A 21,360-nucleotide genomic window follows, 5' to 3' on the forward strand; every position below is an offset into this window, starting at 1 on the left:
TAACAAGGTTACGGCGGTCATAGCGTGGGGGAAACGCCCGGTCCCATTCCGAACCCGGAAGCTAAGACCCACAGCGCCGATGGTACTGCACCCGGGAGGGTGTGGGAGAGTAGGACACCGCCGGACACACATTAAGAAGAGCCCCGACCACGACGGTCGGGGCTCTTCGCATTTAACACATCCAACACACCAGCTGAACCCAAAAAGCCACAGCCGACGGCTATTCGGGATCCGTCAACCGCGGCTGTCCTGGTGGCGTTATTGCCAGAACTCGCGGAGCTGACCGGCGAGGGCCCTGCCCTGGTCGAACCCTGCTTGGGCTGCGGCCGGTCGCAGAGACAGGTCCATGGCATTGACACCGAACATGTGCTCCGAATCGCTTTCCGGGAAGACCGTTTCCACACGGCTGCCGCTGCCCCGTAGTGCGTCTATCTGGGCTGCAAGGTGCATGCGCCATTCCATAGGTGTCCGCGTTTGGCCACCAAAGGGTGACAGCACAAGGACCCGTGCGTGCCCGGCTGCCAGGTCGGCATTCTCAGCGTTGGATCGGTATCCACCATCGATGTAGCGGCCATTGCCAATACTGTAGGCGAAGCCACTGGCACAGCTGGCGGCCACGGCGTCCACCAACTCCACGCCGCTATCACGGTCGAATACCACCGGTTCACCTGTTTGGGCGTCAACTGCAGTGAGAAGCACTGCTCGTTCCGGCCACGATTGTTGGGGCAGCCGGGTTGCGACGGTGGCCCTCCACCGCGCACTGGCCCCGTCCATCGCCTCAGCCATGTCGATAGCGGCCGCTCCCATTCTGCGGCGCATATCAGCCATGTCCTCAGAATCAGCGATGATCCTGGCTGTTCTGTCCATGTGGTCCACCACGGGCTTGGCCGAATTTCGACGGTCGGTTATCGCCTGAGCGCCCGGTCGTTGCGGGACAGGTGCTAGGGCTGCGGCAAATAGTTCTGCCGGCGTCGCACCAGCCAGTTGGGCCGCGGCCGTCGCGCCGGCTGATGTTCCTATGGTGAGGTCGGCCGTGGTTGCATCCAGCCCGGCGTCGGACAGTCCTGCGATCACGCCGATCAGCCATGCGTTGCCTGTGGAACCGCCGCCGCCGAGGACCAAAGCCCGCTGGCCCGTAGGGTGCAGCCGACTGGTGGCATCGACCACAGGCAAGGGCTCGTCAGAACCACGCCGGTGAGTGACCGTCGTCGGGGTGCTGTGCAGTGGTGAAGAAGATGATGTGTTCATGGGAGTCGCCTTTCGCGAAGTGCGGTACGGGCGCTCCCAAAGGCGACTAGCTCAGTCGCGAGATCGTGGACTGCAGGGGAGCGCCCACTGTTGGTACTGCGTTCATGGGTCTCACCTCCTGCCAAAAGTTCACGATCATCGGAAAACTATCACCCCTCTGACCCTCTACGCAATTGTCGCAGTCGGCGCCGATAGAGTCGGCGGGATACACCGTGGCGACGTGGGCATGGCCGCAAAAGGATGGGGCGGGATCACATACTCCCCAGCGCATTCTGGTCCGCCCCTGGCCCAGGCGCAGGTCCGGATCACCGCCGAAGGGTACGCCAAGGGCGTAAAGCACCCCAAAAAACCCCGATAATCCGGTGATTTTGGTCAAAAAGGCGCGGAAACACGCGGAATTTGCTGGCCATGCCAGTCCAAGCTGGTAAGTTTTCGAACAGTGGCTTGCTCGCATTCCGCTTGAAAGCTCAAAAACGTATGAGTCCAGGAGGACGTAAATGGCTAAGAACCGTAGTGAACTCGTTGCAGAGGTAGCAGGCAAGGCTGGCACCAGCCAGGCAGCAGTCAACTCCGTGCTCGATGCACTGTTCGAAGTTTTCGAGACTTCTGTCGCCGCCGGCGAAAAGATCACCATCCCGGGCTGGCTCGCAGTTGAGCGCACCGACCGTGCAGCTCGCACCGGCCGCAACCCGCAGACCGGCGAAACCATCCAGATCGCAGCCGGCCACAGCGTCAAGCTGACCGCTGGCTCCAAGCTGAAGGCTGCTGTCGCCAAGAAGAAGTAATTACTCTTCGGCGAACGCCTTGAAGGGACGGCAACCTGACGGTTGCCGTCCCTTTTGCTTTGAGTTAATCCACATAGCGCCCTCCCGATTCGCAGCCCGGCGACAGGTAGCGGACAATGGATAAGTGCCATCAGCAAGAAGTTCCGCAACTGCCCCTTCGCCTGTTCCCAAGCCGGGAGCGCGGGGAGGCACTACAGCCGCGGGGATTTCCCTGCCCTGGCAACTAGCTGGCTTGGCGGTGCTGTTCCTCGCGCTGGCAGCGGCACTCATCTTCTCCGGTGCCTCCGCAGCCCGGCAGGTTTCCGACCCAGGCGCCTTGGTCCGGTGGGGCCTTCCGTTCGCCAAAGCCATCCACAACGTCTCGGTGGCCACGGTGGTGGGCGGCTTGATCTTTGCCGTCGGTATCCTGCCCAAGAACCTCGGTGGGTCGCGCTCCCGCGAGAAGGACGTCGACGCCCCCGAACATCCCGCGTTTGCCCGGGCCCTCGCCGTCGCCGCCGCAGCTGGTGCGGCGTGGACCTTGTCCGCTGTGGCTGTCCTCGTCCTCACCTATGCAGATGTGGCGGGCCAAGGGCTCTCCGGCGACGCCGAGTTCACCCGCTCCTTGGTGTACTTCATGACAGACATCGAGACCGGCAAGGCCTGGCTCGCCGTAACCATCATCGCCGCAGTGGTGACCACTGCCCTGTTCGGCGTCCGATCCCTGACCGGTCTGGCATTCACTCTGCTGCTGGCATTGATCGGCCTTGTTCCCACGGCATTGATCGGGCACTCTTCAAGCTCAAGCGACCATGAAGGTGCAATCAACTCCCTGGGACTCCACCTGGTGGGGGTCTCCACGTGGGTGGGCGGAATCATCATGCTCGCGGTCCTCTCCGGTATCCTCACGGGGTCCAGGAGCAAGGGAACTCCTGACATCACCGAGCAAACCCTCCGGCGTTTCTCGGCCCTTGCAGGATTCGCCTTTGTCCTGGTGTTCGCCTCGGGTGTCATCAATGCCGCCATCCGCGTGACCAACCCCGCCGACCTGTTCGGTTCCCCATACGGTCAACTCATCGTCGCGAAGTCGCTGGCCACGCTGGTGCTGGGTGGCATCGGCTTCATGCATCGGCAATGGGTCATCCCGCAGCTTGGCAAAAACGGTTCCATGTCTGCCCGCCGCGTGTTGTGGCAGCTGGTTCTGGTTGAGCTGCTGGTCATGGGCGCGACGTCGGGACTTGCCGTGGCGCTCGGACGCTCGGCTCCGCCGCAGCCCACCACCTACGCACCTGATGCATCGCCGTCGTTCATCCTCTCCGGCTACGAGCTCCCACCGGAGCTCACTCCGGAACGCTGGCTCACCGAATGGCGCTTTGACTGGCTGTGGGTGGGAGTGGCGTTGTTCGGCGCGGTCACCTACATCATGGGCATCATCAAGGTCCGCAAGCGTGGAGACAAGTGGTCATGGTTCCGGGCCGTGAACTGGATGATCGGGCTGGTGGTGCTGACGTACATCACCTCGGGCCCGCCCGCTGTGTACGGACGTGTGCTGTTCTCTGCGCACATGGTGGACCACATGGCACTGACCATGGTGGCCCCGATCTTCCTGGTACTGGGCGCGCCCGTGACGCTGGCGCTGCGCGCTCTGCCGTCCAGGGGCGAAGGCGCCCACGGCTCACGGGGCCTCCGCGAATGGTTGCTGCTGTTTGTGCACTCCAGGTTCTCGCAGATCGTGACGCACCCGTTGTTCGCCGCAGCGAATTTCGCGGGCTCGATCGTTCTCTTCTACTACTCGGACCTCTTCGGCCTGGCAATGCGCGAGCACGTGGGCCACGAGCTCATGAACGTTCACTTCCTCCTGACGGGCTACATCTTCGTCCTCAGCATGATCGGAAGCGATCCTCTGCCGCGCCGTGCTCCGTACCCGATGCGCCTGCTTCTCCTGCTGGCCACCATGGGCTTCCATGCCTTCTTCGGCGTCGCCATCATGGGTGGAACCGGGCTGCTGGCCGCTGACTACTTCGGAAACCTTGGCCGGGCCTGGGGGCCGTCGGCGATTGGAGACCAGCAATTGGGCGGCGCCGTGGCGTGGGGGATCGGCGAGGTTCCCACGCTGCTGGTGGCGATCGGGGTGGCCGTGATGTGGTCCCGTTCGGACGAGCGGGAGACCCGCCGCGTTGATCGGGCCGCCGACAGGAATAACGACGCCGACCTCAGCGCTTACAACGATATGTTTGCCCGGCTCGCTGACCGCGACGCCAAGATGGCAAACCGCACTGCCCAACCATCCAGGACGGCCCAGGCCGATCGCACCAACGCCGAACGCACCAATGCGGAACGCCCCACCACAGACCCTGCCGGGCAGACTGAAACAAACACCAAGCTGGAAGGACGCTGATGAGCGAAACCGTACGCACCCAACTCCGGGTCCGGGCCTCCGAACTGGAGGGCCGCGGCTGGCTCAACACGGGCGGCAAATCCTTGGACCTCGAGTCCTTGCGGGGCAAGATCGTGCTGCTCGACTTCTGGACCTTCTGCTGCATCAACTGCCTGCACGTCCTGGACGAGCTACGCCCGCTCGAGGAAAAGTACTCGGACGTCCTGGTGACGGTTGGCGTGCACTCGCCCAAGTTTGAGCACGAGGCAGATCCCGTTGCCCTGGCGTCGGCCGTTGAGCGCTACGAAATCCACCACCCGGTCCTGGATGACCCGGAGCTGGCCACCTGGAAGGCGTACACGGCCCGTGCCTGGCCCACCCTGGTGGTCGTCGACCCCGAGGGCTACATCGTGGCCCACCTTTCGGGCGAGGGCCACGCCGACGGCCTGGCTGTCCTGTTGGAAGAACTCGTTTCCGAGCACGAAGCCAAAGGAACCCTCCACCGCGGCAACGGCCCATACGTGGCTCCCGTGGCGACGTCGGGCACCTTGCGTTTCCCGGGCAAAGCCACGCAGCTGACCAACGGCAACTACCTCGTAGTGGACTCCGGCCACCACAGGCTCGTGGAGCTCCGCCCCGACCTCGAAACCGTAGAGCGCGTCATCGGCTCCGGCACCAAGGGTTACTTGGACGGGCAGGCCGAGATCGCACAATTCAACGAACCGCAGGGCGTCGCGATGCTCCCCTCGGAGCTCGCCTGGAAGCTTGGCTACGACGCCGTTGTGGCCGATACCGTTAACCACCGCCTCCGTGGAGTGACGCTGAGCTCGGGCTATGTGCAGACGGTTGCCGGCAATGGCGTGCAGCGCTTGCTCGACGCCGGGCCCGCCCGTGTGACGGACACCGGCGCCGGTACGTGGTCTGAACACCACGACGCCGGTCCGGCTGACTTCGCCGCCGACGCCATCGATGTTGGGGCGCTGGGTCTCGGCACCGAGGTATCCCTGTCTTCGCCTTGGGATGTGGTGTGGAGCGAGAAGCTGCAGCGTGTTGTCATCGCCATGGCCGGTACCCACCAGATCTTCGCCTTCGACCCCCTTAGCAACGAGGTCTCCATCCTGGCCGGCTCAGGGCTTGAGGGCTTGTTGGACGGCAAGGCCGAGGAAGCCTGGTTCGCCCAGTCGTCCGGGCTGGCAATCGACGCCGAAGGCAATATCTGGGTGGCTGACTCGGAGACATCGTCGCTGCGTCGCCTGGTGGTCAGCGATTCCGGTGTGACCGTGGAAACCGCAGTGGGCAAGGGCCTGTTCGATTTCGGGTTCCGCGACGGCGACGCCTCTGAAGCCCGCCTGCAGCACCCACTCGGCGTCACGGTCCTGCCGGATGGTTCCGTGGCCATCGCCGACACCTACAACGGTGCCGTTCGCCGGTACGACCCCGCCACCAAGTCCGTGTCCACGTTGGCGAGGGGCCTCGCTGAGCCGAGTGACGTCGTCGTGGTCCAGGTTGAAGGCAGCGAGCCGCTGCTTGTGGTGGTGGAGTCCAATAAGCACCAACTGGTCCTGGTACCGATTCCCAAGGAAGCCCAGCAGGTGGACGAAGGCGCATCGCAGACGCACCGTCCCAAGAGCCCCGTGACCCCCGGTACGTTGGAACTCGCCGTCCGCTTCAAGGCCCCCACCGGCCAGAAGCTGGACGACCGTTGGGGCGATCCCACGCAGTTGAAGATCTCCTCCACCCCGCCGGAGCTGCTGGTCTCCGGAGGCGGAACGTCGGTGGGCTTGTTGCGCACTCTTGAGCTGTCCGCTGATGTACCCGAGGGCATCCTTCACATCACGGCCCGCGCTGCCGCATGCGATGGGCCCGAAACTGAAGACGGCGAAATCCCGGACCACGCAGCCTGCCACCTGTACCAGCAGGATTGGGGCATTCCGGTGGTCCTGCAGGCCGACGGTGAGTCTGAGCTGGTGCTGGACCTGCGAGGCATGGACTAAGCCGGGCAGACTGGATTGGCCCGGGTTTGCTCCTTCGGCGGAAGACCCGGGCCATTTTTCGTGACGACGTCGTGTGGGCCGGCCCGGTCGGTGCGCCAGTTCGGTCGGCGGAAAGACTCAGAACGTCAGCAGGGGAGTAACCGTCACGGTGTCGCTACCTACGTCCAACTGGGTGGTGAAGCTGAAGTCGTGCTCCACGTTGAGATCGTTGACGAAACCGCTGAAGAGGTTGATCTCCCTGGCGGTCAGTGTGGCCTTGCCGTTGAGGGGAGCCACCACCCACTGGCCGCCGAAGGGTTCGATGGTGATTTTGGGGTATTCGGTGATGGACCACTTGATGGTCCCGTCAACCACGCGGGCATTGCTGGCGTGGTAGAACGGGCAATCCGGCTGGAGTCGCTGCTGCTCGGTAGCTTGGTCGGCGCAGTTGTCCAGGAACTCCCGGACCTTCCCGGCGACTGCCTCGTTCATGGACTTCGTGGAGCGCGTCTGCAGGTTCAGGGGTGCTTGGCCGCCGTCGCGCGTTGACACAAGGGCGGAGGTGGCGGGGGCTTCGAAGAACGTGCCGTTGAGGCTTGCCTCGTACTTGCCAGGGAAGAACACGGCGAAGGTGTTGCGGCCGTTGGGCATGTTCACGGGGACCCCATTGAGGGTGGCTTCGCTGGCGTTGACCACGGTGACTTCAATGGTGGGCAGGGTGGTGGGCACGAACGCCCACTTCGCGAAGAACAACCACTGCGTCCCGGTCCGTTCCATCAGGAACTCGGTGTGGAGCTTACTGCCGTCCAAGGTGTAGTCAACCGGGACGGCCACGCGGTTGCTGCCGCGTGATTCAGGGTTTCCCACCTTGACGTCGGACATCTTGGAAGCCGCGGTCTGCAGGGCTGTGCCATCGAGCATGGATGCGTTTGAGGTGGGTACTTTGGCGCGGAGGAGACCCAGCGCCTCTTCGCCCTCGCCCTTCTGCAGCGCCGCCAGATACTCCTTGACGGGCTGTTGGGGACTGGCCACTGAAGAACTCACCAGGTTGATGCAGACAATCGCCCCGGCGGCAGCAAGCATCAGACCGAGCAGCCATCCGGCTGCGGTCTTGACGAACGCTTGACTCAACTGCACGCCCTTTACGTTACCTGCCGCGGCAGCGATCACTGTGCACGAAGGCCCCGTTATGACGTATGTCCACCGATTGGAGAAGGCTCGACGGCGGGTGGCAGCAGGCATTGCCGCCACCCGCCGTCGTGCTTTGGACAGTCAACCAGGACTAGCGGCGACGCCGTGAGGAGGTGCCGAAGACGCCGCGCAGGAGGTCGCGGCCCAGCTGCGTGCCCATGGACCGGACCATGCTCTTGAGTCCTCCGCCCAGCGCCCCACCCAGGGCGCCGGCGATGTCGCCGAACATGCCGTCCTGCTGAGACGGGGCCTGCTGCGGAACGGGGGCCGGAGCAGGCGGGGCCGGGGAGGACTCAGGTGCGGACGACGGCCGCGAACTGGGGCGGCCGAGGATTTCCTCCTCGATGCGGCGGGCTTCGGCGTCGATGTCTGCCTGGGAGGAACCGCCCGAAGCAGGCACGGGAGGCAGCCCCGGTGCAGCATCGCCCGTGGGGACGGCCGCCTGGCCGTTCAACTTCTCGTAGGCGGAAAGGTTGTCCACTGCGGTTCCGTATTTCACCAACAAAGAGGACGCGGCCACGGTGCTGAGAACCAGCTCGTCGGTGCTGGGGCCCATCACGGACTCCGGTGCGCGGAGCCGGGTCAGGGCAACCGGCGTGGGCGCACCCTTCTCGTTCATGACGGTGATGACCGCTTCACCGATTCCAGCGGAGGTGAGGGTTTCTTCGAGGTCGTAGTCGCTGACCGGGAATGTGGAGACGGTGGCCTTCAAGGCCTTGGCATCCTCGGGGGTGAAGGCACGCAAGGCGTGCTGCACACGGTTGGCGAGCTGGCCCAGGACATCAGCGGGAACATCCTTGGGGGTCTGGGTGACGAAGAAGATGCCCACACCCTTGGAGCGGATGAGCCGGACCGTGGTGGTAATCGCGTCGAGGAAAGCCTTTGAAGCGCCGTTGAACAGCAGGTGTGCTTCGTCCAGGAAGAAGACGAGTTTGGGCTTGTCCAGGTCGCCGGCTTCGGGCAGGTCCTCGAACAGATCCGCGAGGAGCCACATGAGGAACGTGGAGAACAGCAACGGCTTGGTCTGAAGGGTGGGCAACTCGAGGCAGCTAATGACGCCGCGGCCATCCGGTGCCGTGCGCAGGAGTTCGGCGGTATCGAACTCGGGCTCACCGAAGAACTTCTCCATGCCCTGGGCTTCAAGGGTGACCAGTTCGCGCAGGATCACGCCTGCGGTCGCCTTGGACAGGCCACCAAGGTTTGCCAGTTCGGCCTTGCCTTCGTCCGAGGTGAGGAACTGGATGACGGCGCGGAGGTCCTTGAGGTCGATCAGCTCCAGGTTGTTCTTGTCCGCGAAGTGGAAGATCAGCTGGAGGCTGGACTCTTGGGTGTCGTTGAGGTCCATGATGCGTGAGAGCAGGATGGGTCCAAAGGAGGTAATAGTGGCGCGGACCGGGATCCCGTGGCCGTCGCCGCCGAGGCTCAGGAACTCGACGGGGAAGTTCTTGGCCTGCCAGTCCTGCCCCAGCGCCGACGTGCGGGCCGTCAGCTTCTCACTGCCGGTGGCCGGCGTCGCCAGTCCGGACAGATCACCCTTGATGTCCGCAAGGAAGACCGGAACACCCGCCGTCGAAAGCTGTTCGGCGATCATGTGCAGCGTGACCGTCTTGCCGGTACCCGTGGCGCCGGCCACCAGTCCGTGCCGGTTCATCATGGCGAGTGGAAGCCGGACCTGCGCTTCCTTGTGGATCTCGCCGTCAACGATCGCGGCGCCGAGTTCGATGGTGGCACCTTCCAGGGTGTACCCCTGCTGGATGGTGGCGATTTTTTCGGCAGTGGGTTTGTTGGCCATGCGCATAGCTTAGCTGTGCACGGCAAGATCCTTGCTGAACGCCAAATGCTTGATTTCCTCGGGGTCTGCGGCGAGGTCGAACAGCGCTTTGTAGCCCGTGGCCAGATACAGGTTCTTGGCCTCCGGCTGGCGCGGGCCAGTGGTGAGGTAGAGCTTTCGGTAGCCCCGCCGTCGAGCCTCTTTCTCCAGTTCCGTCAGGACCAGGCGGGCCAGCCCGCGGCGTCGGTGGGCCGAGTGGGTCCAGATCCGCTTGAGCTCGGCTGTGTGTTCGTCATAGCGGCGGAACGCGCCGCCGGCCACGGACTCGCCGTTCTCCTGGATGATGACCAGCGCGCCGTGCGGGGCTTCGAATTCCTCTGCCGGGTACCGGTTCAGTTCCTCGGCTGCGCCCCCGGTGCCGAACAGGTTCCCGTAGCGGGTTTCGTATTCGACGGCGAGTTCGTCCAGGAGCGGACGGACGCGGGGATCGCGCATGGGCAGGCTGAGGACGGTTAGGCCCGACGTCGGCAGGGTTGGGGTGGTGGTCATGTCAGGCCTTTCGTAGGTGGAACCCAAATAGGTAGCAGTTGAGCGCGTTTTGGTCGATCAAAACGCGCTCAACTGCGACTCAGTTGGGCGGGCGGCAGCAACGGTGGACAGGATCCGGCGCGCCAGGGCGTCGTTTTCCCGGAAGGGTGCCGCGTTGGTGTTGGGCCGGGCGAACGCCCCTGCGCCCCACCCGGACGTCCACGGGCCCACCGCGAACAAACCCCTCTGGGGAGTACCAACAGAGGACAGTACCTCGTGATTCCCGGAGACCAGGAGTTTCCCCGTGGAGTGGGCGCCCTCGGAGGTCAGGAGCCTCTGTTCGGTGCCCCATCCGGCGTCGTGCAGGTCGGCAAGCGCGGGATTGGCGGAACGCTCAACGGAAGCGGACGGCAGCCGCGCCTCGATGTAGGCCGACGCGTCCACCACCACGGGCGACTGGAACGAACCGGCCACGAACCGGCCGAGGGAATCATCGGCGCGGACCCACATGCCAGGACCCAGGAACTTCAGGAGCCCGGCCCTGTGCAGCGCCAGCATCTCGCGGAGGCGGTGCGACGGCGGTCCGGAGTCCACAAAGCTGAAGAAGCCGTGCCACCAACCGTGGATCGCCTGCTGGGAGCGTGCGTTGAGTCGTTCCTGCGGGACCAGCCGGCCGAGGTCCATGTACACGAACAACAGAGCAGTAAAGAGGGCGAGGGTCTCGGAGTGGTCCGGGCTTGTGCGCAGGTTCAGGTCGTTCTGGATGTACGCGGCAACAGAGCGCTGCACTGTGTCATGGTCGGCGAACGCGCAACCGCTCAACGGATGGTCCAGTTTCTCGAGGTCCAGGCGAAGAGCAGGATCCGGGACCGAGAAGTTGACCAGTTCTTCCCTGGCAGCGCTGTACCAATCAACGGCGTCGAAGCGCGACTCAAAGCTGGTCCATGTCCCCAGAACCCGCGACGGGTAGCCGGTAAACAGTTCCCGATAGTAGGCGTAGCCGGCGTCCTTGGCGATCAGCGGCCACAGGTGCGTGCGGAAATCGAGTTCCTGGTGCCCAGCGAGCAGGGCATCAATGGCCTCCGCAGTGAAGTACCGCGGCCGGGTGATCGGCTCGCCGCGGAGAACGGAGGAGATCTTGGAGTGGTACGGCACGCCGCGTCGTGAACCGGCCCAGACCCGGGGTTCGGCGCCGGAGGGCACATAGTCCAGTTCGCCGTCGGGCCTTTGTTCGAAACGGCCGCCGCGGCCTTCGAACAGCAGCACCAGCAGGTCCACAAAGGCCAGGCCCATGCCGGAGACGATCACGTCCTGGCCTGCCTTGACACCGGAGTAGTCCACGTCCGTGGTGTACGACGGCGGCGCGTGGAACCCGCCGTGCCTGGCAGCGAACTCACTGAGGCGGACGGATTCGGGGTCGGGCAAGGAATCGGTGTGGCCCAACGCGTAGACCACGACGTCGGCTGGAACGTCAGTGCCGGAAGCCAACCGCACGCGGTGCGCAGCGTCGTCGTGCCCGCCTTGGGTAGCTGAGACGGCTGTGGCCGTTTCGCGATGCACCGTCACGGTGACCTCAGGGCCGAGGGTGCTGACGGCCCGGCCGAAGAACCACTCAAGGTACTTGCTCTGGAGTTGCCGGGTGGGAAAGGACGCGGGCGTCAGGGAGCGAAGTTGCGCGAGCAGGTGCGGCTCCAGCGCAGGGATGTCCCGGATGGTGCCGTCCAACACGCCGGCGGCCCAGGTGGAGAGGCCGGGGCCTTCAACAGAGGGCCCGTCGCAGGCCACCGAGGCGTCGGTGAACATGGTGACATCGGCGGCCGTTGAGTTGAGCAGCAGGCCGGGATCCTGGTCATAGCGCCAGATCCTCCCGGAGCCGGGTTCATGAGGCTCGATGACGTGGATGTGCAGGGGGCCCTGAAACAATGCCGGGCGGTTGGCGGCAAGCCGTTCAAGGACGCCGGCCGTGCGCGGGCCGCCGCCAATGAAGGCGATCGCGGGAACTCGTGGCGGCATGGGATCTCCTGAAAAGCAGTGGTTGGTGATGCCCAATCTAAGGACGAAGCAGGCTGCCGGTCGAGGCGGTGGTAACGGCCGTTCACCACGCGTCATGCAGCGTTAAGCCGCGCAAGATCCCGACTCATATGGCGCCTCATGAAGGCGATTGTGACGCTGTGCGAACTCCGGCGAAGCCCCGCGAACTCCAGTGAAGAAGTGCAAATTCCTGCCTTGCTGCCGGGTTTCGCGCGGCCCTAGATTGGCAGCCATCCGATAGACAACAACCGAACTGAAATGAGGTGGCGCATGAGTGCAATCGCACCGCCTGCCACGGCGGACACTGCACCGCCCACCCCGGACTACTCCGAGTACAAGCTGGTTCCCGCCCGGCATCCCTGGCGGTGGGTGGGCACCGTGCTGGTTGCCGCCGGCGTCGCTGCCATTGCGTGGTCGCTGGTCACCAACCCACGCTGGGAGTGGGGCGTTGTGGCCGAGTGGTTCACCGCCCAGTCGGTAGTCAACGGACTCATCGAGACCCTCAAGCTCACCGCCATCTCCGGTGTCCTGGGGTTCGTCCTCGGATTCATCCTTGCCCTCATGCGCCTGTCCGCCTCGCCGCTGCTGGTTTCGGTTTCCTGGACGTTCTCCTGGATCTTCCGCTCCACGCCGCTGCTGGTCCAGCTCCTGCTTTGGTACAACCTGGGTTACCTCTACGAGAAGATCAGCCTGGGCATCCCCTTCACGGACGTCCGATTCTTCGAAGCCCAGACCACCACGCTCATCAGCCAGTTCGCCGCAGCCGTCCTGGGCCTCACCCTGAACCAGGCAGCCTACTCCGCAGAAATCATCCGCGGCGGCATCCTCTCCGTGGACCAGGGCCAGCTGGAAGCTGCCTCGGCCCTGGGCATTCCGGCGTGGAAGCGTTCCACCAGGATCGTGCTGCCCCAGGCGATGCGCGCTATTCTGCCCAACGCCTTCAACGAGATCATCGGCTTGGTCAAGGGCACCTCGATCGTTTACGTCCTGGCCTACTCCGAGCTGTTCTACACGGTCCAGGTCATCTACAACCGGACCCAGCAGGTTCTGCCGCTGCTGCTCGTCGCCACGCTCTGGTATGTGGTGATCACGTCCGTGCTGAGCGTCTTCCAGTACTACATCGAACGCCACTTCTCCAAGGGCGCCCTCCGGACACTGCCGCTCACCCCGTTGCAGAAGGCCCGCAAGTTCTTCACCACCCACGTTGCCGCCACCCCCACGAAGGAAACCCGATGACCACCGTCTTCTCTTCCTCCGAAGCGGCTGCCGCCGCCCACCTCGCAGAGGCCAAACTGGCCGAGGAACCGTCAGCTCCCCAAGGTGGTGCTCCCCAGCGGGAACGCACGACCACGGCCCGACCCACCGCTGCGGACACGAAAGTCACCCGCGGCCAGGTGGACATCACCAACGTCCGGAAGTCCTTCGGCGCCACCGAGGTGCTCAAGGGTGTCTCCTTGTCCGTTCGGCCGGGCGGCGTTGCCGTGATCGTCGGTCCATCCGGTTCCGGTAAATCCACGCTCCTGCGCACCATCAACCACCTGGAAAAAGTCGACGGCGGCTACATCACCATTGATGGCGAACTGGTGGGTTACGAGGTCCGCGGGAACAAGCTCCACGAACTGCGTGAGAAAGACATCCTCAAGCAGCGCACCAACATAGGCATGGTGTTCCAGAGCTTCAACCTCTTCCCGCACCTCACCGCCCTGGAGAACGTCATTGAAGCGCCCATCGTGGCCCAAAAACGCTCCAAGGCAGAAGCCCGCAAGCGTGGGCTGGAACTGCTGGACCGGGTGGGCCTGAAGGACCGCGCAGACGCCTACCCCCGCCAGCTCTCCGGGGGCCAGCAGCAGCGGGTTGCGATAGCCCGGGCGCTGGCGCTTGATCCCAAGATCCTGCTCTTCGACGAGCCCACCTCCGCGCTGGACCCTGAGCTGGTCAACGAGGTCCTGGACGTCATCCGTGAACTCGCCAAGTCCGGCACAACGCTGATCATCGTGACCCACGAGATGGGCTTTGCCAGGGACGTCGCGGACACCGTGGTGTTCATGGACCAAGGACAAATCGTCGAGTCCGGCACACCCCAGGACATCTTCGCCAACCCCCGCGAGGAACGCACCCGCAGCTTCTTCTCCAAAGTCATCGAACCAGCTTTCAACATCTAGGACACCCCATGCTTCGCACTACCCGCGCCTTCGCCGCCACCTCCAAAAGCAAGCTTTTGGCACTCGCTGTACTTCCCGCCGTCGTGCTCCCCGTGCTGGCCGGGTGCTCCGATCCCGGTGCGTCGGCCGCCAAGCCGGAGTCGGAAGCTGCCAAGAATGGCATCGTCTACAACACCTCTGTTGACCAGAACCGGATCCGTGGAGAGAAAGACGCTGCCGCAGCGGGGGCCGTTCCTGCAGCCATCGCCAAGGACGGGAAACTGACTGTTGCCACCACGGCCGGTTCCATCCCGCTGTCCTTCCACGCCACAGACGACAAGACTCCCATTGGTGTGGAGGTGGACATTGCCCAGCTCGTGGCAGACAAACTCGGGTTGGAGCTGGACCTTCAGGTGACGTCGTGGGAGAACTGGCCGCTCAAGACCCAGTCCGGCGACTTCGAAGCTGTGTTCTCCAACGTGGGCATCAACGCGGCCCGCGTGAAGCTGTTCGATTTCTCCACCTACCGCGCCGCGTACATGGGTTTCGAAGCGAAGAAGAGCTCCAGCTACGACATCAAGGGCTCGGACGATATTTCCGGCCTGAAGATCTCCGTGGGCTCGGGCACCAACCAGGAGAAGATCCTGCTGGCGTGGAACAAGGAACTTGAGGACAAGGGCAAGGCGCCGGCGACGCTGCAGTACTACTCCGCGGACGCCGATACCATCTTGGCTTTGTCCTCAGGCCGCACCGACCTGAACCTGGCGCCGTACCCGTCCGTGACGTACCGCGAGAACACCCGCGACGACTTGAAAGTAGTGGGCAAGGTCAATGCAGGCTGGCCGGCTGAAACGCTGGTGGCCGCCACCACGCTCAAGGGCAACGGATTGGCTCCGGCCATTACCGACGCGCTGAACTCCACCATCAAGGACGGCTCGTACGGCAAGGTCCTGGAACGCTGGGGCCTCTCCGAGGAAGCCTTGACGGAATCGAAGACTGTCACTGAATCGACCTTTGGTACCGGCAAATGAAGTTCCAAGTCCTGGACATCATTCCGCATCTGAAGAACCCAGTGACGGGGGAAATCGTCTCCACTGCTGACCGCCTGAATCAGGTTGTGGAGACAGCCCGGCGGGCGGAGGAGCTCGGCTTCGACAGCTTCTCCGTGGGGGAACGCCACGCAGGGGAATTCGTGTCGTCATCCCCGACGACGGTCCTGGCCGCGATTGCCGCCGTCACCAGTCGCATCCGCCTGCAGACCGGCGTCACCGTGCTCTCCGTGCTGGATCCCGTCCGTGTGGCCGAGGACTACGCCACCATCGATCAACTGAGCCGTGGCCGACTGGAACTCGTGATCGGAAAAGGCAATGAGGTGCTCCAGTACCCCTTGTTTGGCCTGTCCTTGGACGATCAATGGGAATTGCTCGCCGAAAAGTACGCACTGCTCCGTGCGCTGTGGCGTAAGGAAAGCGTCACGTGGTCCGGCCGCTTCAGGCCCGCCCTCACGGAGCCGACCACGACGACGCCACGCCCCTTCGCGGGCTCACCCCGGATTTGGCACGGCTCGGCTACAACCCTGACGTCCGCTGCGCTTGCCGCCAAGTGGGGCGATCCGCTGTTCACGGCCAACGCCATCCAGCCGCGGGAAAACTACAAGGTCCTGATCGACCACTACCGCGAAGAGTATGAGCGCCACGGACATGATCCGCGGCACCAGTACCTCGGCTCGGGCAGCGGTGCCGGCGGAGTGTTCATCGCGGACACCACACAGGAAGCCATCCGCCAGTACGGCCCGGTGTATGAAGGCCTGACTGCCGGCCGCAACGTACCCGGCAACAACTCGCCCTTCCGCGACATCCAGCATGCCGTGGCGGAGGGTCCGGCCTTGGTGGGCAGCCCCGAGCAAGTGATCGACAAGATCCTCAGCTACCACTCGCTGTACCGCCACGACCTCCAGTCGATCTCCCTGCCCACCACGCTGCCTTTCGAACAGCAGTTGGAGATCCTGGAACGTTTCGCCGTGGAAGTCATTCCGGCTGTCCGGGCTTCGGCGCCGACCACCCTGTGGGAGTCCAGCGATCCCTTCGGTGGCCGACCCGAATTCGCCGGTGCCACTGAACCCGACGCCGCCGCCGCAGTCACAGCAGACCACGCCTTGAACAGGAGCGATACCGCCAATGTCTTTGCACACTAAAAGCGCTGCGCACACCGCAGCCGCCTTCGAATCCTTTGACGAGGAGTGGCAGGAGTGGCACGACGCCCACGAGCGTCACCGTGCCCACCCGCATGGCTTCCTCGCCGTGACCCACCTGCACTGGCTCAGCAGCGAGGCTACCCGGCTGGAAGGTGCACCAGGCAGCTGGAGTACGGATGCCGACGTCGTGCGCGTTGTCCTGGAGCTGGGCGAAAGCCTGCAGCAGGACGGCGTTGAACTGAACAATGGTGAGCCGATTGAGTTTGGGCCGATCGAGGAACGCGGTGGCATCAACCTGGTCTCGGGCGACACCGTGATCGAGGTTGCCAAGCGTGGGGGCGAGTACATCGTGCGGCCGCGGAACCCGTCGAATGCCTTGTTGCAGGAGTACCAGGGCACGCCGGCTTACACGCCCAATGCGGCATTTGCGGTGGCCGGAACGTTTGTCCCGTTCGAGGCTCCGCGACCCACTACGGTGGGTGCCGCCGTCGAGGGTATCCAGCATGTTTACGAAGCTCCGGGCGAGATCCGCTTCAAACTGGCCGGTGAGGAGCTGGCGCTGACCGCGTTCAACGGACACGCGCCGGGATCGCTGTCCGTGCTGTTCACGGATCAGACCTCGGGCAAGACCACCTACGCGGCCAACCGCTCCCTGTCCGTGGTTCCCGACGCGGATGGTTCCGTGCGGCTCGACTTCAACCGGGCGGTGAACCTGCCGTGCGCCTACACCGACCTCGCCACCTGCCCGCTGCCGCCCGCCGAAAACCGGCTTCCGGTGGCCATCGAAGCCGGCGAAAAGACTCCCTACGAACGTCAGGACCAGAAGTGAGTTCCTCCGAAGACAACAAGGCCGGGTTCCTGGCGATTGAACTCGATGGCGCCGGGTATGAGAACCTTGCCCGCGCTGTCCTCGCAGCCGAGTCCGCCGGTTTCCACGCGGCAACCTTCACGGACGGACGGGTTTCCGGCCGGGCCAACGCCCTTCAGCGTGCAGCCTTTGCCGGCCCCGTCACCCGTACCATCGCGGTGGTCCCCGAGGTGGACACCGTCTACACGGAACCGTTCCACGTCTCCACGCAGCTCGCGAGCCTGGACTACGTATCCGGTGGCCGGGCTGGGTGGATCGTGACTGCCGCCGAGTCGCCCGAGGCCGCTGCCGCCGTCGGACGTTCCTTCGTCGAAGGTGACGCCCTGGCCCAGGAAGCTGCCGCGTCGATCGAGGTTGGTCGCCGCCTGTGGGACTCCTGGGAAGACGACGCCGTGATCCGCGACGTCGCCACCGGCCGGTACCTCGACGTGGACAAGCTGCACTACGCGGATTTCGAAACGCCCGCTGATTTTGCGGGACCCGGGTATTCCGTGAAAGGCCCTTCCATCATTCCCAGGCCTCTGCAGGGACAGTTGCCGGTGCTTGCCGCGGCGTCGCTGGTGGGCGACGGCCTGGTTCCGGCCGGTGCCGTGGATGCTGTCCTGGTGTCCGCGCCGACGCCTGAACTGCTCGCCGCCGAGATCCGCGACGTGCGAGCCCGGCTTGGTTCTTCGTTGGCGATTGTTGCGGAGCTCGACGTCGTCCTGGACTCGCGCGGCGAAGCTGCGGCCTCGCGTTCCTTGTCCGATACGGAAACCGGCCGGGCGCGGTTTGTCGGCTCTGCCGCGGGTCTCATCGACCTTCTCGATGCGCTGCTTCAGGAAGCCGACGGAGTTCGCCTCCACCCGGCTGTTTTTGACGCGGAGTTGGACGAACTGTCACGGCTTGTCCTGCCGGAACTGCGTCGCCGCGGTTCGCTGCGGGCGCCCGTCCAGGACGGGACGTTCCGTGAGCTGCTGGGCCTCGGACCGGCGGAGAACCGCTATGCAACCACTGCGTCCGGCGCAGGAAAGTAAAGGAACACCATGACACGGGACATTTTCCAGCCGAGCGGCCAAATCCAGTTCGGCATCTTCTTCCAGGGCGTCAACTCCGGGACTATCTGGAAAGCCGAGCAATCGGGTTCGCAGACCGACTTCGAATCGTTCAGGCACATCGCCCAGACCGCAGAGCGCGGGAAGTTTGCGGCTTTCTTCCTGGGCGAAGGGCTGCGCCTGCGTGAGCACCTGGGGCGTCCGCACGCCCTGGATGTCGTGGGTCGGCCGGATGCACAGACCATGCTGGCCGCCCTTGCTGCCGTGACGTCCAACATCGGTTTGGTAGCCACCCAAAACACCACCTACAACGATCCCGCAGACCTCGCGCACCGGTTGGCGTCGCTGGACCTGATCTCCGGCGGCCGTGCTGCGTGGAACATTGTCACCACGGACAACGCCTGGACAGGGGCAAACTTCCGGCGGGGTGGTTACCTGGACCATGCCGACCGTTACAAGCACGCAGAAGCCTTCGTTGAGACCGCCAAGCGAATCTGGGATTCGTGGGAAACACCGTCCGGCCCGGCACGGCGCGTTCGTCATGAGGGTCAGCACTACGCTGTGGACGTCACCCCGTTGTTGCCCCGCAGTGCCCAGTACCGCCCCGTGCTTTTCCAGGCCGGCGACTCCCCGGATGGCCGCGACTTCGCAGCCCGCCAGGCAGACGTGATCTTCTCCGCGCACCCCAAGTTCGACAACGCCGTGGAATTCCGCCGCGACATCGTCGCCCGCTCCATCGCAGCAGGCCGCGGTGCCAACGCCGTGCAGATCATGCCGGCCAGCGAATTCATCCTCGCTGCCACGGACCAGGAAGCCCAGGACAAGAAGGCATGGGTCCGAAGCCTGCAGATCGGCCCGCAGCAGGCCATTGCCTACTTGGAACAGTTCTGGGGCCGCGAGCTCAGCTCCTACGACCCCGACGGTCCCCTTCCGGAGATCGATCCCGTGGTGGAAGAAACCTCCGAGACCCGGGGCAGCGGCTTCCACGGTGCCAAGGCCCGGCAGCTCGCAGATCAGTGGCGTGCAGAGGCAAAGGACAAAGGCCTGTCCATCCGCCAGTTCGTCACGTCCAAGACAGCGCGCGTTGATGCCACCTTCACGGGCTCCTACACTGCCGTGGCAGACCACCTCGCGGAGTATGCCCGTGTCGGCGCCGTGGATGGTTTCAACATCTCGCCGTGGCTCATTCCCACTGGCCTGGATGACATCGTGAACCACCTGGTGCCCGAGCTCCAGGAACGCGGCGTCTACCCCACGGAATACCGTGGCACGACCCTCCGCGAAAACCTGGGGCTGGAGACGCCGGTGCGGTCGGAAGAATCGGTGCAGGTCCGTTGATCATGGGCCGCCTGCTGCAGCTCTGCCGAGGCTGGTTTGGCTTCACGCCGGACCAGCACGGCAGCGCGCCCGACGGCGGCGAGTCGGGTGCCGCCGTCGTCGACGTTTCGCGCGGGACTATCAGCCTTCAGTTGACCGTGTGGGGACAGGCGCTTTAGAGCAGTTCCTTGAAGACGTTCCAGCCCCGGCCGATGGGCCCATACGGGCCATGCAGCCCTGAGGTTGAAGCGCCGGTAATGTAACTGAGAAGGTTGCCGTTGGCATCAACGGCAGAGATCTCGTTGTATTTCGAGTGGCCGGAACTGCCGAGTCCGGCCACTTGAGAGAACGACTCCCACCCGATGCCGACCTGTGCAGGCTCCTCCCAGCCGCCTTCACCGTCGGAGGGGTACTGGTGCAGCTGGCCATACTGGTCGCGTGCGAAAACATCCACGGCACCATCGGCGTTCATATCGCCACCGGTGATGATCTTGTTCATGACCTGCCAGCCCCAACCCACCTGCTCGGGGTCGAGCCAGCCGCCGTCTCCATCGCCGGGGTAAAGGAATAGACCACCTGCTGCGTCGCGTGCCAGCACATCGTTGGTGCCGTCGCCATTGAAGTCGCCGGGGCCCACGATGGTGTTGAAGACGTTCCAGCCCTGGCCAACTTGCTGCCGGTCGAGCCACCCGCCGTCGCCGTCGCCGGGGTAGAGGAAGAGCTTGCCGGCGGCGTCCCGGCCGAGGAGATCGTTGAAGCCGTCGCCGTCGAAGTCGCCGGGGGAGAAGACAATATTAAACACGTTCCACCCTTGTCCCACTTGCTCGGGCTCGTCCCAGGAACCCCAGTAAGCAGGGCAAGGCCCCTCGCAGGCGCCCTTGTAGTAGGTGTACGTGCGTGGGTACAGGATGAGCCTGCCGTCGTTGGTCAGGGCGAGGGGCTCAAAGTTGCCCCGCCCGGTCCAGCCCATCGCCCTGCTGGATGCCTTGACGGGCAGCGTTTCAGTGCTCAGTTGCGTGCCGGTGGGGCAGCCTTGGTTCCCGGGTGTGAGCGGATGGACCCGCAGCGATATTCGGCTGCCCTGGTCCTCTGGGAGGATCCGCAGCGTGTCCCCTTGCCGGTCCTCAGATAGTGGTTCGCCGTCGCGGAGCCATTCCAAGGTGATGGCATCAGAGGTGCCGTCCGGATTCCTGCAGCCCCAGTAGCTGTAGTCGTATTGACGGCGCAGTTCGGCACCCACGTAAGGGACGCCGTCGATGATGGGCGTTGGTTGAGTGTCCGCAGCCGCGGGCGGTGCCCCGGTGGCCAACAGTCCGGTCGCCAGCAGCCCGGCTGCCAGGGCCATTGCTGGAAGCATTGGATACCTTTTGGTGCGTGCTCGAACGTTCCCCATGATGTTCCCCCCAGAAGCCTGCATTGACGTTTGTGCTGACGTTACCGCACGGGCGGCCGGCGGTCAGGAGGCGTTGGGGTTCGGGGCCACCATGAACACATCGATCGGGTCCTCGGATTCGAGCACAAAGCCATGCCTCTCATACAGATGGCGCGCCGCGCTGCCTTGCAGCACGTTCAAACGGAACGGCCGCTCATCCACGGAACCCGCCAAGACGTGTCGGAGCACGGCGCCGCCCAGGCCTTTGCCCTGATGCGTGGGAGCCACGTAGAAATGCTCAATCCACACGGTGTCCGGCTCCGGTCGGACGGCAATGACACCGGCATCGACGCCGCCGGTATGGATGATGTACGTGTGCTCCGGTTGGAAACCGTTCAGGAAGCGCTCGCGGACACGGACGGGATCGAATCGCTGCAACCGTTCCAGGTCAGGGCGCATCACCACAGCCCGGAGTTCTGATATCCAGGCAGCGTCGGAGGCAACGGTTGGGCGGAGGACGAAGTCAACGGACATGGATCCAGCCTATGCTG

The 21,360-nt window shown here is 64.3% G+C and carries 17 protein-coding genes and 1 rRNA gene; 11 read left to right on the forward strand and 7 right to left on the reverse strand.

Annotated features, from left to right (window positions below; translation table 11 throughout):
* Positions 1-9 precede the first annotated feature (9 nt).
* Positions 10-126: ribosomal RNA gene (gene rrf / locus GVL04_RS21490) — 5S ribosomal RNA — on the forward strand.
* A 132-nt stretch (positions 127-258) separates the two neighbouring features.
* Here rrf and GVL04_RS21495 read toward each other — a convergent pair.
* The gene (locus GVL04_RS21495) at positions 259-1,248 is read right to left on the reverse strand and encodes a patatin-like phospholipase family protein (protein ID WP_159708328.1); all 990 of its coding nucleotides are present in this window, start codon (positions 1,246-1,248) and stop codon (positions 259-261) included.
* Positions 1,249-1,745: 497 nt separating this feature from the next.
* Between GVL04_RS21495 and GVL04_RS21500 the strand changes: the two genes are divergently transcribed.
* The 3 genes from GVL04_RS21500 to GVL04_RS21510 all read left to right on the forward strand — a co-directional run bounded on the left by GVL04_RS21500 (position 1,746) and on the right by GVL04_RS21510 (position 6,383).
* Entirely contained in the window at positions 1,746-2,033 is a 288-nt protein-coding gene (locus GVL04_RS21500) for an HU family DNA-binding protein (protein WP_011776355.1), read from the forward strand.
* Between the two features lie 211 nt (positions 2,034-2,244).
* The gene (locus GVL04_RS21505; protein WP_159708412.1) at positions 2,245-4,410 is read left to right on the forward strand and encodes a cytochrome c oxidase assembly protein; all 2,166 of its coding nucleotides are present in this window, start codon (positions 2,245-2,247) and stop codon (positions 4,408-4,410) included.
* Positions 4,410-6,383 carry an NHL domain-containing thioredoxin family protein gene (locus GVL04_RS21510; protein ID WP_159708330.1) on the forward strand — a complete coding sequence of 658 codons (1,974 nt, stop codon included), beginning with the start codon at positions 4,410-4,412 and terminating at the stop codon, positions 6,381-6,383. The genes GVL04_RS21505 and GVL04_RS21510 overlap by 1 nt, the downstream gene beginning before the upstream one ends.
* Positions 6,384-6,500: 117 nt before the next feature.
* On the opposite strand, the gene GVL04_RS21515 is transcribed toward GVL04_RS21510, so the two are convergent.
* From GVL04_RS21515 to GVL04_RS21530, 4 genes are all read right to left on the reverse strand, one after another.
* Complete coding sequence (locus GVL04_RS21515; protein WP_159708414.1) at positions 6,501-7,529, reverse strand: hypothetical protein; 1,029 nt, start codon at positions 7,527-7,529, stop codon at positions 6,501-6,503.
* 115 nt (positions 7,530-7,644) lie between these two features.
* The gene (locus GVL04_RS21520; protein WP_200846923.1) at positions 7,645-9,345 is read right to left on the reverse strand and encodes a helicase HerA-like domain-containing protein; all 1,701 of its coding nucleotides are present in this window, start codon (positions 9,343-9,345) and stop codon (positions 7,645-7,647) included.
* Between the two features lie 9 nt (positions 9,346-9,354).
* Complete coding sequence (locus GVL04_RS21525; RefSeq protein ID WP_159708334.1) at positions 9,355-9,873, reverse strand: GNAT family N-acetyltransferase; 519 nt, start codon at positions 9,871-9,873, stop codon at positions 9,355-9,357.
* Between the two features lie 57 nt (positions 9,874-9,930).
* Entirely contained in the window at positions 9,931-11,865 is a 1,935-nt protein-coding gene (locus GVL04_RS21530; protein ID WP_159708336.1) for an FAD/NAD(P)-binding domain-containing protein, read from the reverse strand.
* Positions 11,866-12,153: 288 nt separating this feature from the next.
* Between GVL04_RS21530 and GVL04_RS21535 the strand changes: the two genes are divergently transcribed.
* The 7 genes from GVL04_RS21535 to GVL04_RS21565 are packed head-to-tail and all read left to right on the forward strand — an operon-like array spanning position 12,154 to position 19,458.
* Positions 12,154-13,119 carry an amino acid ABC transporter permease gene (locus GVL04_RS21535; RefSeq protein ID WP_200846924.1) on the forward strand — a complete coding sequence of 322 codons (966 nt, stop codon included), beginning with the start codon at positions 12,154-12,156 and terminating at the stop codon, positions 13,117-13,119.
* The gene (locus GVL04_RS21540; RefSeq protein WP_235036390.1) at positions 13,116-14,045 is read left to right on the forward strand and encodes an amino acid ABC transporter ATP-binding protein; all 930 of its coding nucleotides are present in this window, start codon (positions 13,116-13,118) and stop codon (positions 14,043-14,045) included. The genes GVL04_RS21535 and GVL04_RS21540 overlap by 4 nt, the downstream gene beginning before the upstream one ends.
* An 8-nt stretch (positions 14,046-14,053) precedes the next feature.
* The gene (locus tag GVL04_RS21545) at positions 14,054-15,055 is read left to right on the forward strand and encodes an ABC transporter substrate-binding protein (RefSeq protein WP_159708340.1); all 1,002 of its coding nucleotides are present in this window, start codon (positions 14,054-14,056) and stop codon (positions 15,053-15,055) included.
* Positions 15,052-16,218 (forward strand): LLM class flavin-dependent oxidoreductase, encoded by a 1,167-nt coding sequence (locus GVL04_RS21550; RefSeq protein ID WP_159708342.1) that lies wholly within the window; start codon positions 15,052-15,054, stop codon positions 16,216-16,218. The genes GVL04_RS21545 and GVL04_RS21550 overlap by 4 nt, the downstream gene beginning before the upstream one ends.
* Positions 16,202-17,047 (forward strand): DUF1684 domain-containing protein, encoded by an 846-nt coding sequence (locus GVL04_RS21555; protein WP_159708344.1) that lies wholly within the window; start codon positions 16,202-16,204, stop codon positions 17,045-17,047. The genes GVL04_RS21550 and GVL04_RS21555 overlap by 17 nt, the downstream gene beginning before the upstream one ends.
* Complete coding sequence (locus GVL04_RS21560) at positions 17,044-18,102, forward strand: LLM class flavin-dependent oxidoreductase (RefSeq protein WP_159708346.1); 1,059 nt, start codon at positions 17,044-17,046, stop codon at positions 18,100-18,102. The genes GVL04_RS21555 and GVL04_RS21560 overlap by 4 nt, the downstream gene beginning before the upstream one ends.
* A 9-nt stretch (positions 18,103-18,111) precedes the next feature.
* Positions 18,112-19,458, forward strand: a complete 1,347-nt coding sequence (locus GVL04_RS21565; protein WP_159708348.1) for an NtaA/DmoA family FMN-dependent monooxygenase — start codon at positions 18,112-18,114, stop codon at positions 19,456-19,458.
* Positions 19,459-19,612: 154 nt separating this feature from the next.
* Here GVL04_RS21565 and GVL04_RS21570 read toward each other — a convergent pair whose 3' ends face one another.
* The gene (locus GVL04_RS21570; RefSeq protein ID WP_235036391.1) at positions 19,613-20,794 is read right to left on the reverse strand and encodes a VCBS repeat-containing protein; all 1,182 of its coding nucleotides are present in this window, start codon (positions 20,792-20,794) and stop codon (positions 19,613-19,615) included.
* 99 nt (positions 20,795-20,893) lie between these two features.
* Positions 20,894-21,343 carry a GNAT family N-acetyltransferase gene (locus GVL04_RS21575; RefSeq protein WP_200846925.1) on the reverse strand — a complete coding sequence of 150 codons (450 nt, stop codon included), beginning with the start codon at positions 21,341-21,343 and terminating at the stop codon, positions 20,894-20,896.
* Positions 21,344-21,360 lie beyond the last annotated feature (17 nt).

Source organism: Arthrobacter sp. 18067 (assembly GCF_902706295.1).
Lineage (GTDB): Bacteria > Actinomycetota > Actinomycetes > Actinomycetales > Micrococcaceae > Arthrobacter.

Excerpts from the sequence above, each read along its gene's own strand:
- GVL04_RS21520 (WP_200846923.1), bottom strand. The coding sequence starts at position 9,345 with ATGGCCAACAAACCCACTGCCGAAAAAATCGCCACCATCCAGCAGGGG.
- GVL04_RS21495 (WP_159708328.1), bottom strand. The coding sequence starts at position 1,248 with ATGAACACATCATCTTCTTCACCACTGCACAGCACCCCGACGACGGTC.
- GVL04_RS21510 (WP_159708330.1), top strand. The coding sequence starts at position 4,410 with ATGAGCGAAACCGTACGCACCCAACTCCGGGTCCGGGCCTCCGAACTG.
- GVL04_RS21575 (WP_200846925.1), bottom strand. The coding sequence starts at position 21,343 with ATGTCCGTTGACTTCGTCCTCCGCCCAACCGTTGCCTCCGACGCTGCC.
- GVL04_RS21570 (WP_235036391.1), bottom strand. The coding sequence starts at position 20,794 with ATGCTTCCAGCAATGGCCCTGGCAGCCGGGCTGCTGGCGACCGGACTG.
- GVL04_RS21545 (WP_159708340.1), top strand. The coding sequence starts at position 14,054 with ATGCTTCGCACTACCCGCGCCTTCGCCGCCACCTCCAAAAGCAAGCTT.
- GVL04_RS21535 (WP_200846924.1), top strand. The coding sequence starts at position 12,154 with ATGAGTGCAATCGCACCGCCTGCCACGGCGGACACTGCACCGCCCACC.
- GVL04_RS21530 (WP_159708336.1), bottom strand. The coding sequence starts at position 11,865 with ATGCCGCCACGAGTTCCCGCGATCGCCTTCATTGGCGGCGGCCCGCGC.
- GVL04_RS21525 (WP_159708334.1), bottom strand. The coding sequence starts at position 9,873 with ATGACCACCACCCCAACCCTGCCGACGTCGGGCCTAACCGTCCTCAGC.
- GVL04_RS21565 (WP_159708348.1), top strand. The coding sequence starts at position 18,112 with ATGACACGGGACATTTTCCAGCCGAGCGGCCAAATCCAGTTCGGCATC.
- GVL04_RS21550 (WP_159708342.1), top strand. The coding sequence starts at position 15,052 with ATGAAGTTCCAAGTCCTGGACATCATTCCGCATCTGAAGAACCCAGTG.
- GVL04_RS21555 (WP_159708344.1), top strand. The coding sequence starts at position 16,202 with ATGTCTTTGCACACTAAAAGCGCTGCGCACACCGCAGCCGCCTTCGAA.
- GVL04_RS21540 (WP_235036390.1), top strand. The coding sequence starts at position 13,116 with ATGACCACCGTCTTCTCTTCCTCCGAAGCGGCTGCCGCCGCCCACCTC.
- GVL04_RS21500 (WP_011776355.1), top strand. The coding sequence starts at position 1,746 with ATGGCTAAGAACCGTAGTGAACTCGTTGCAGAGGTAGCAGGCAAGGCT.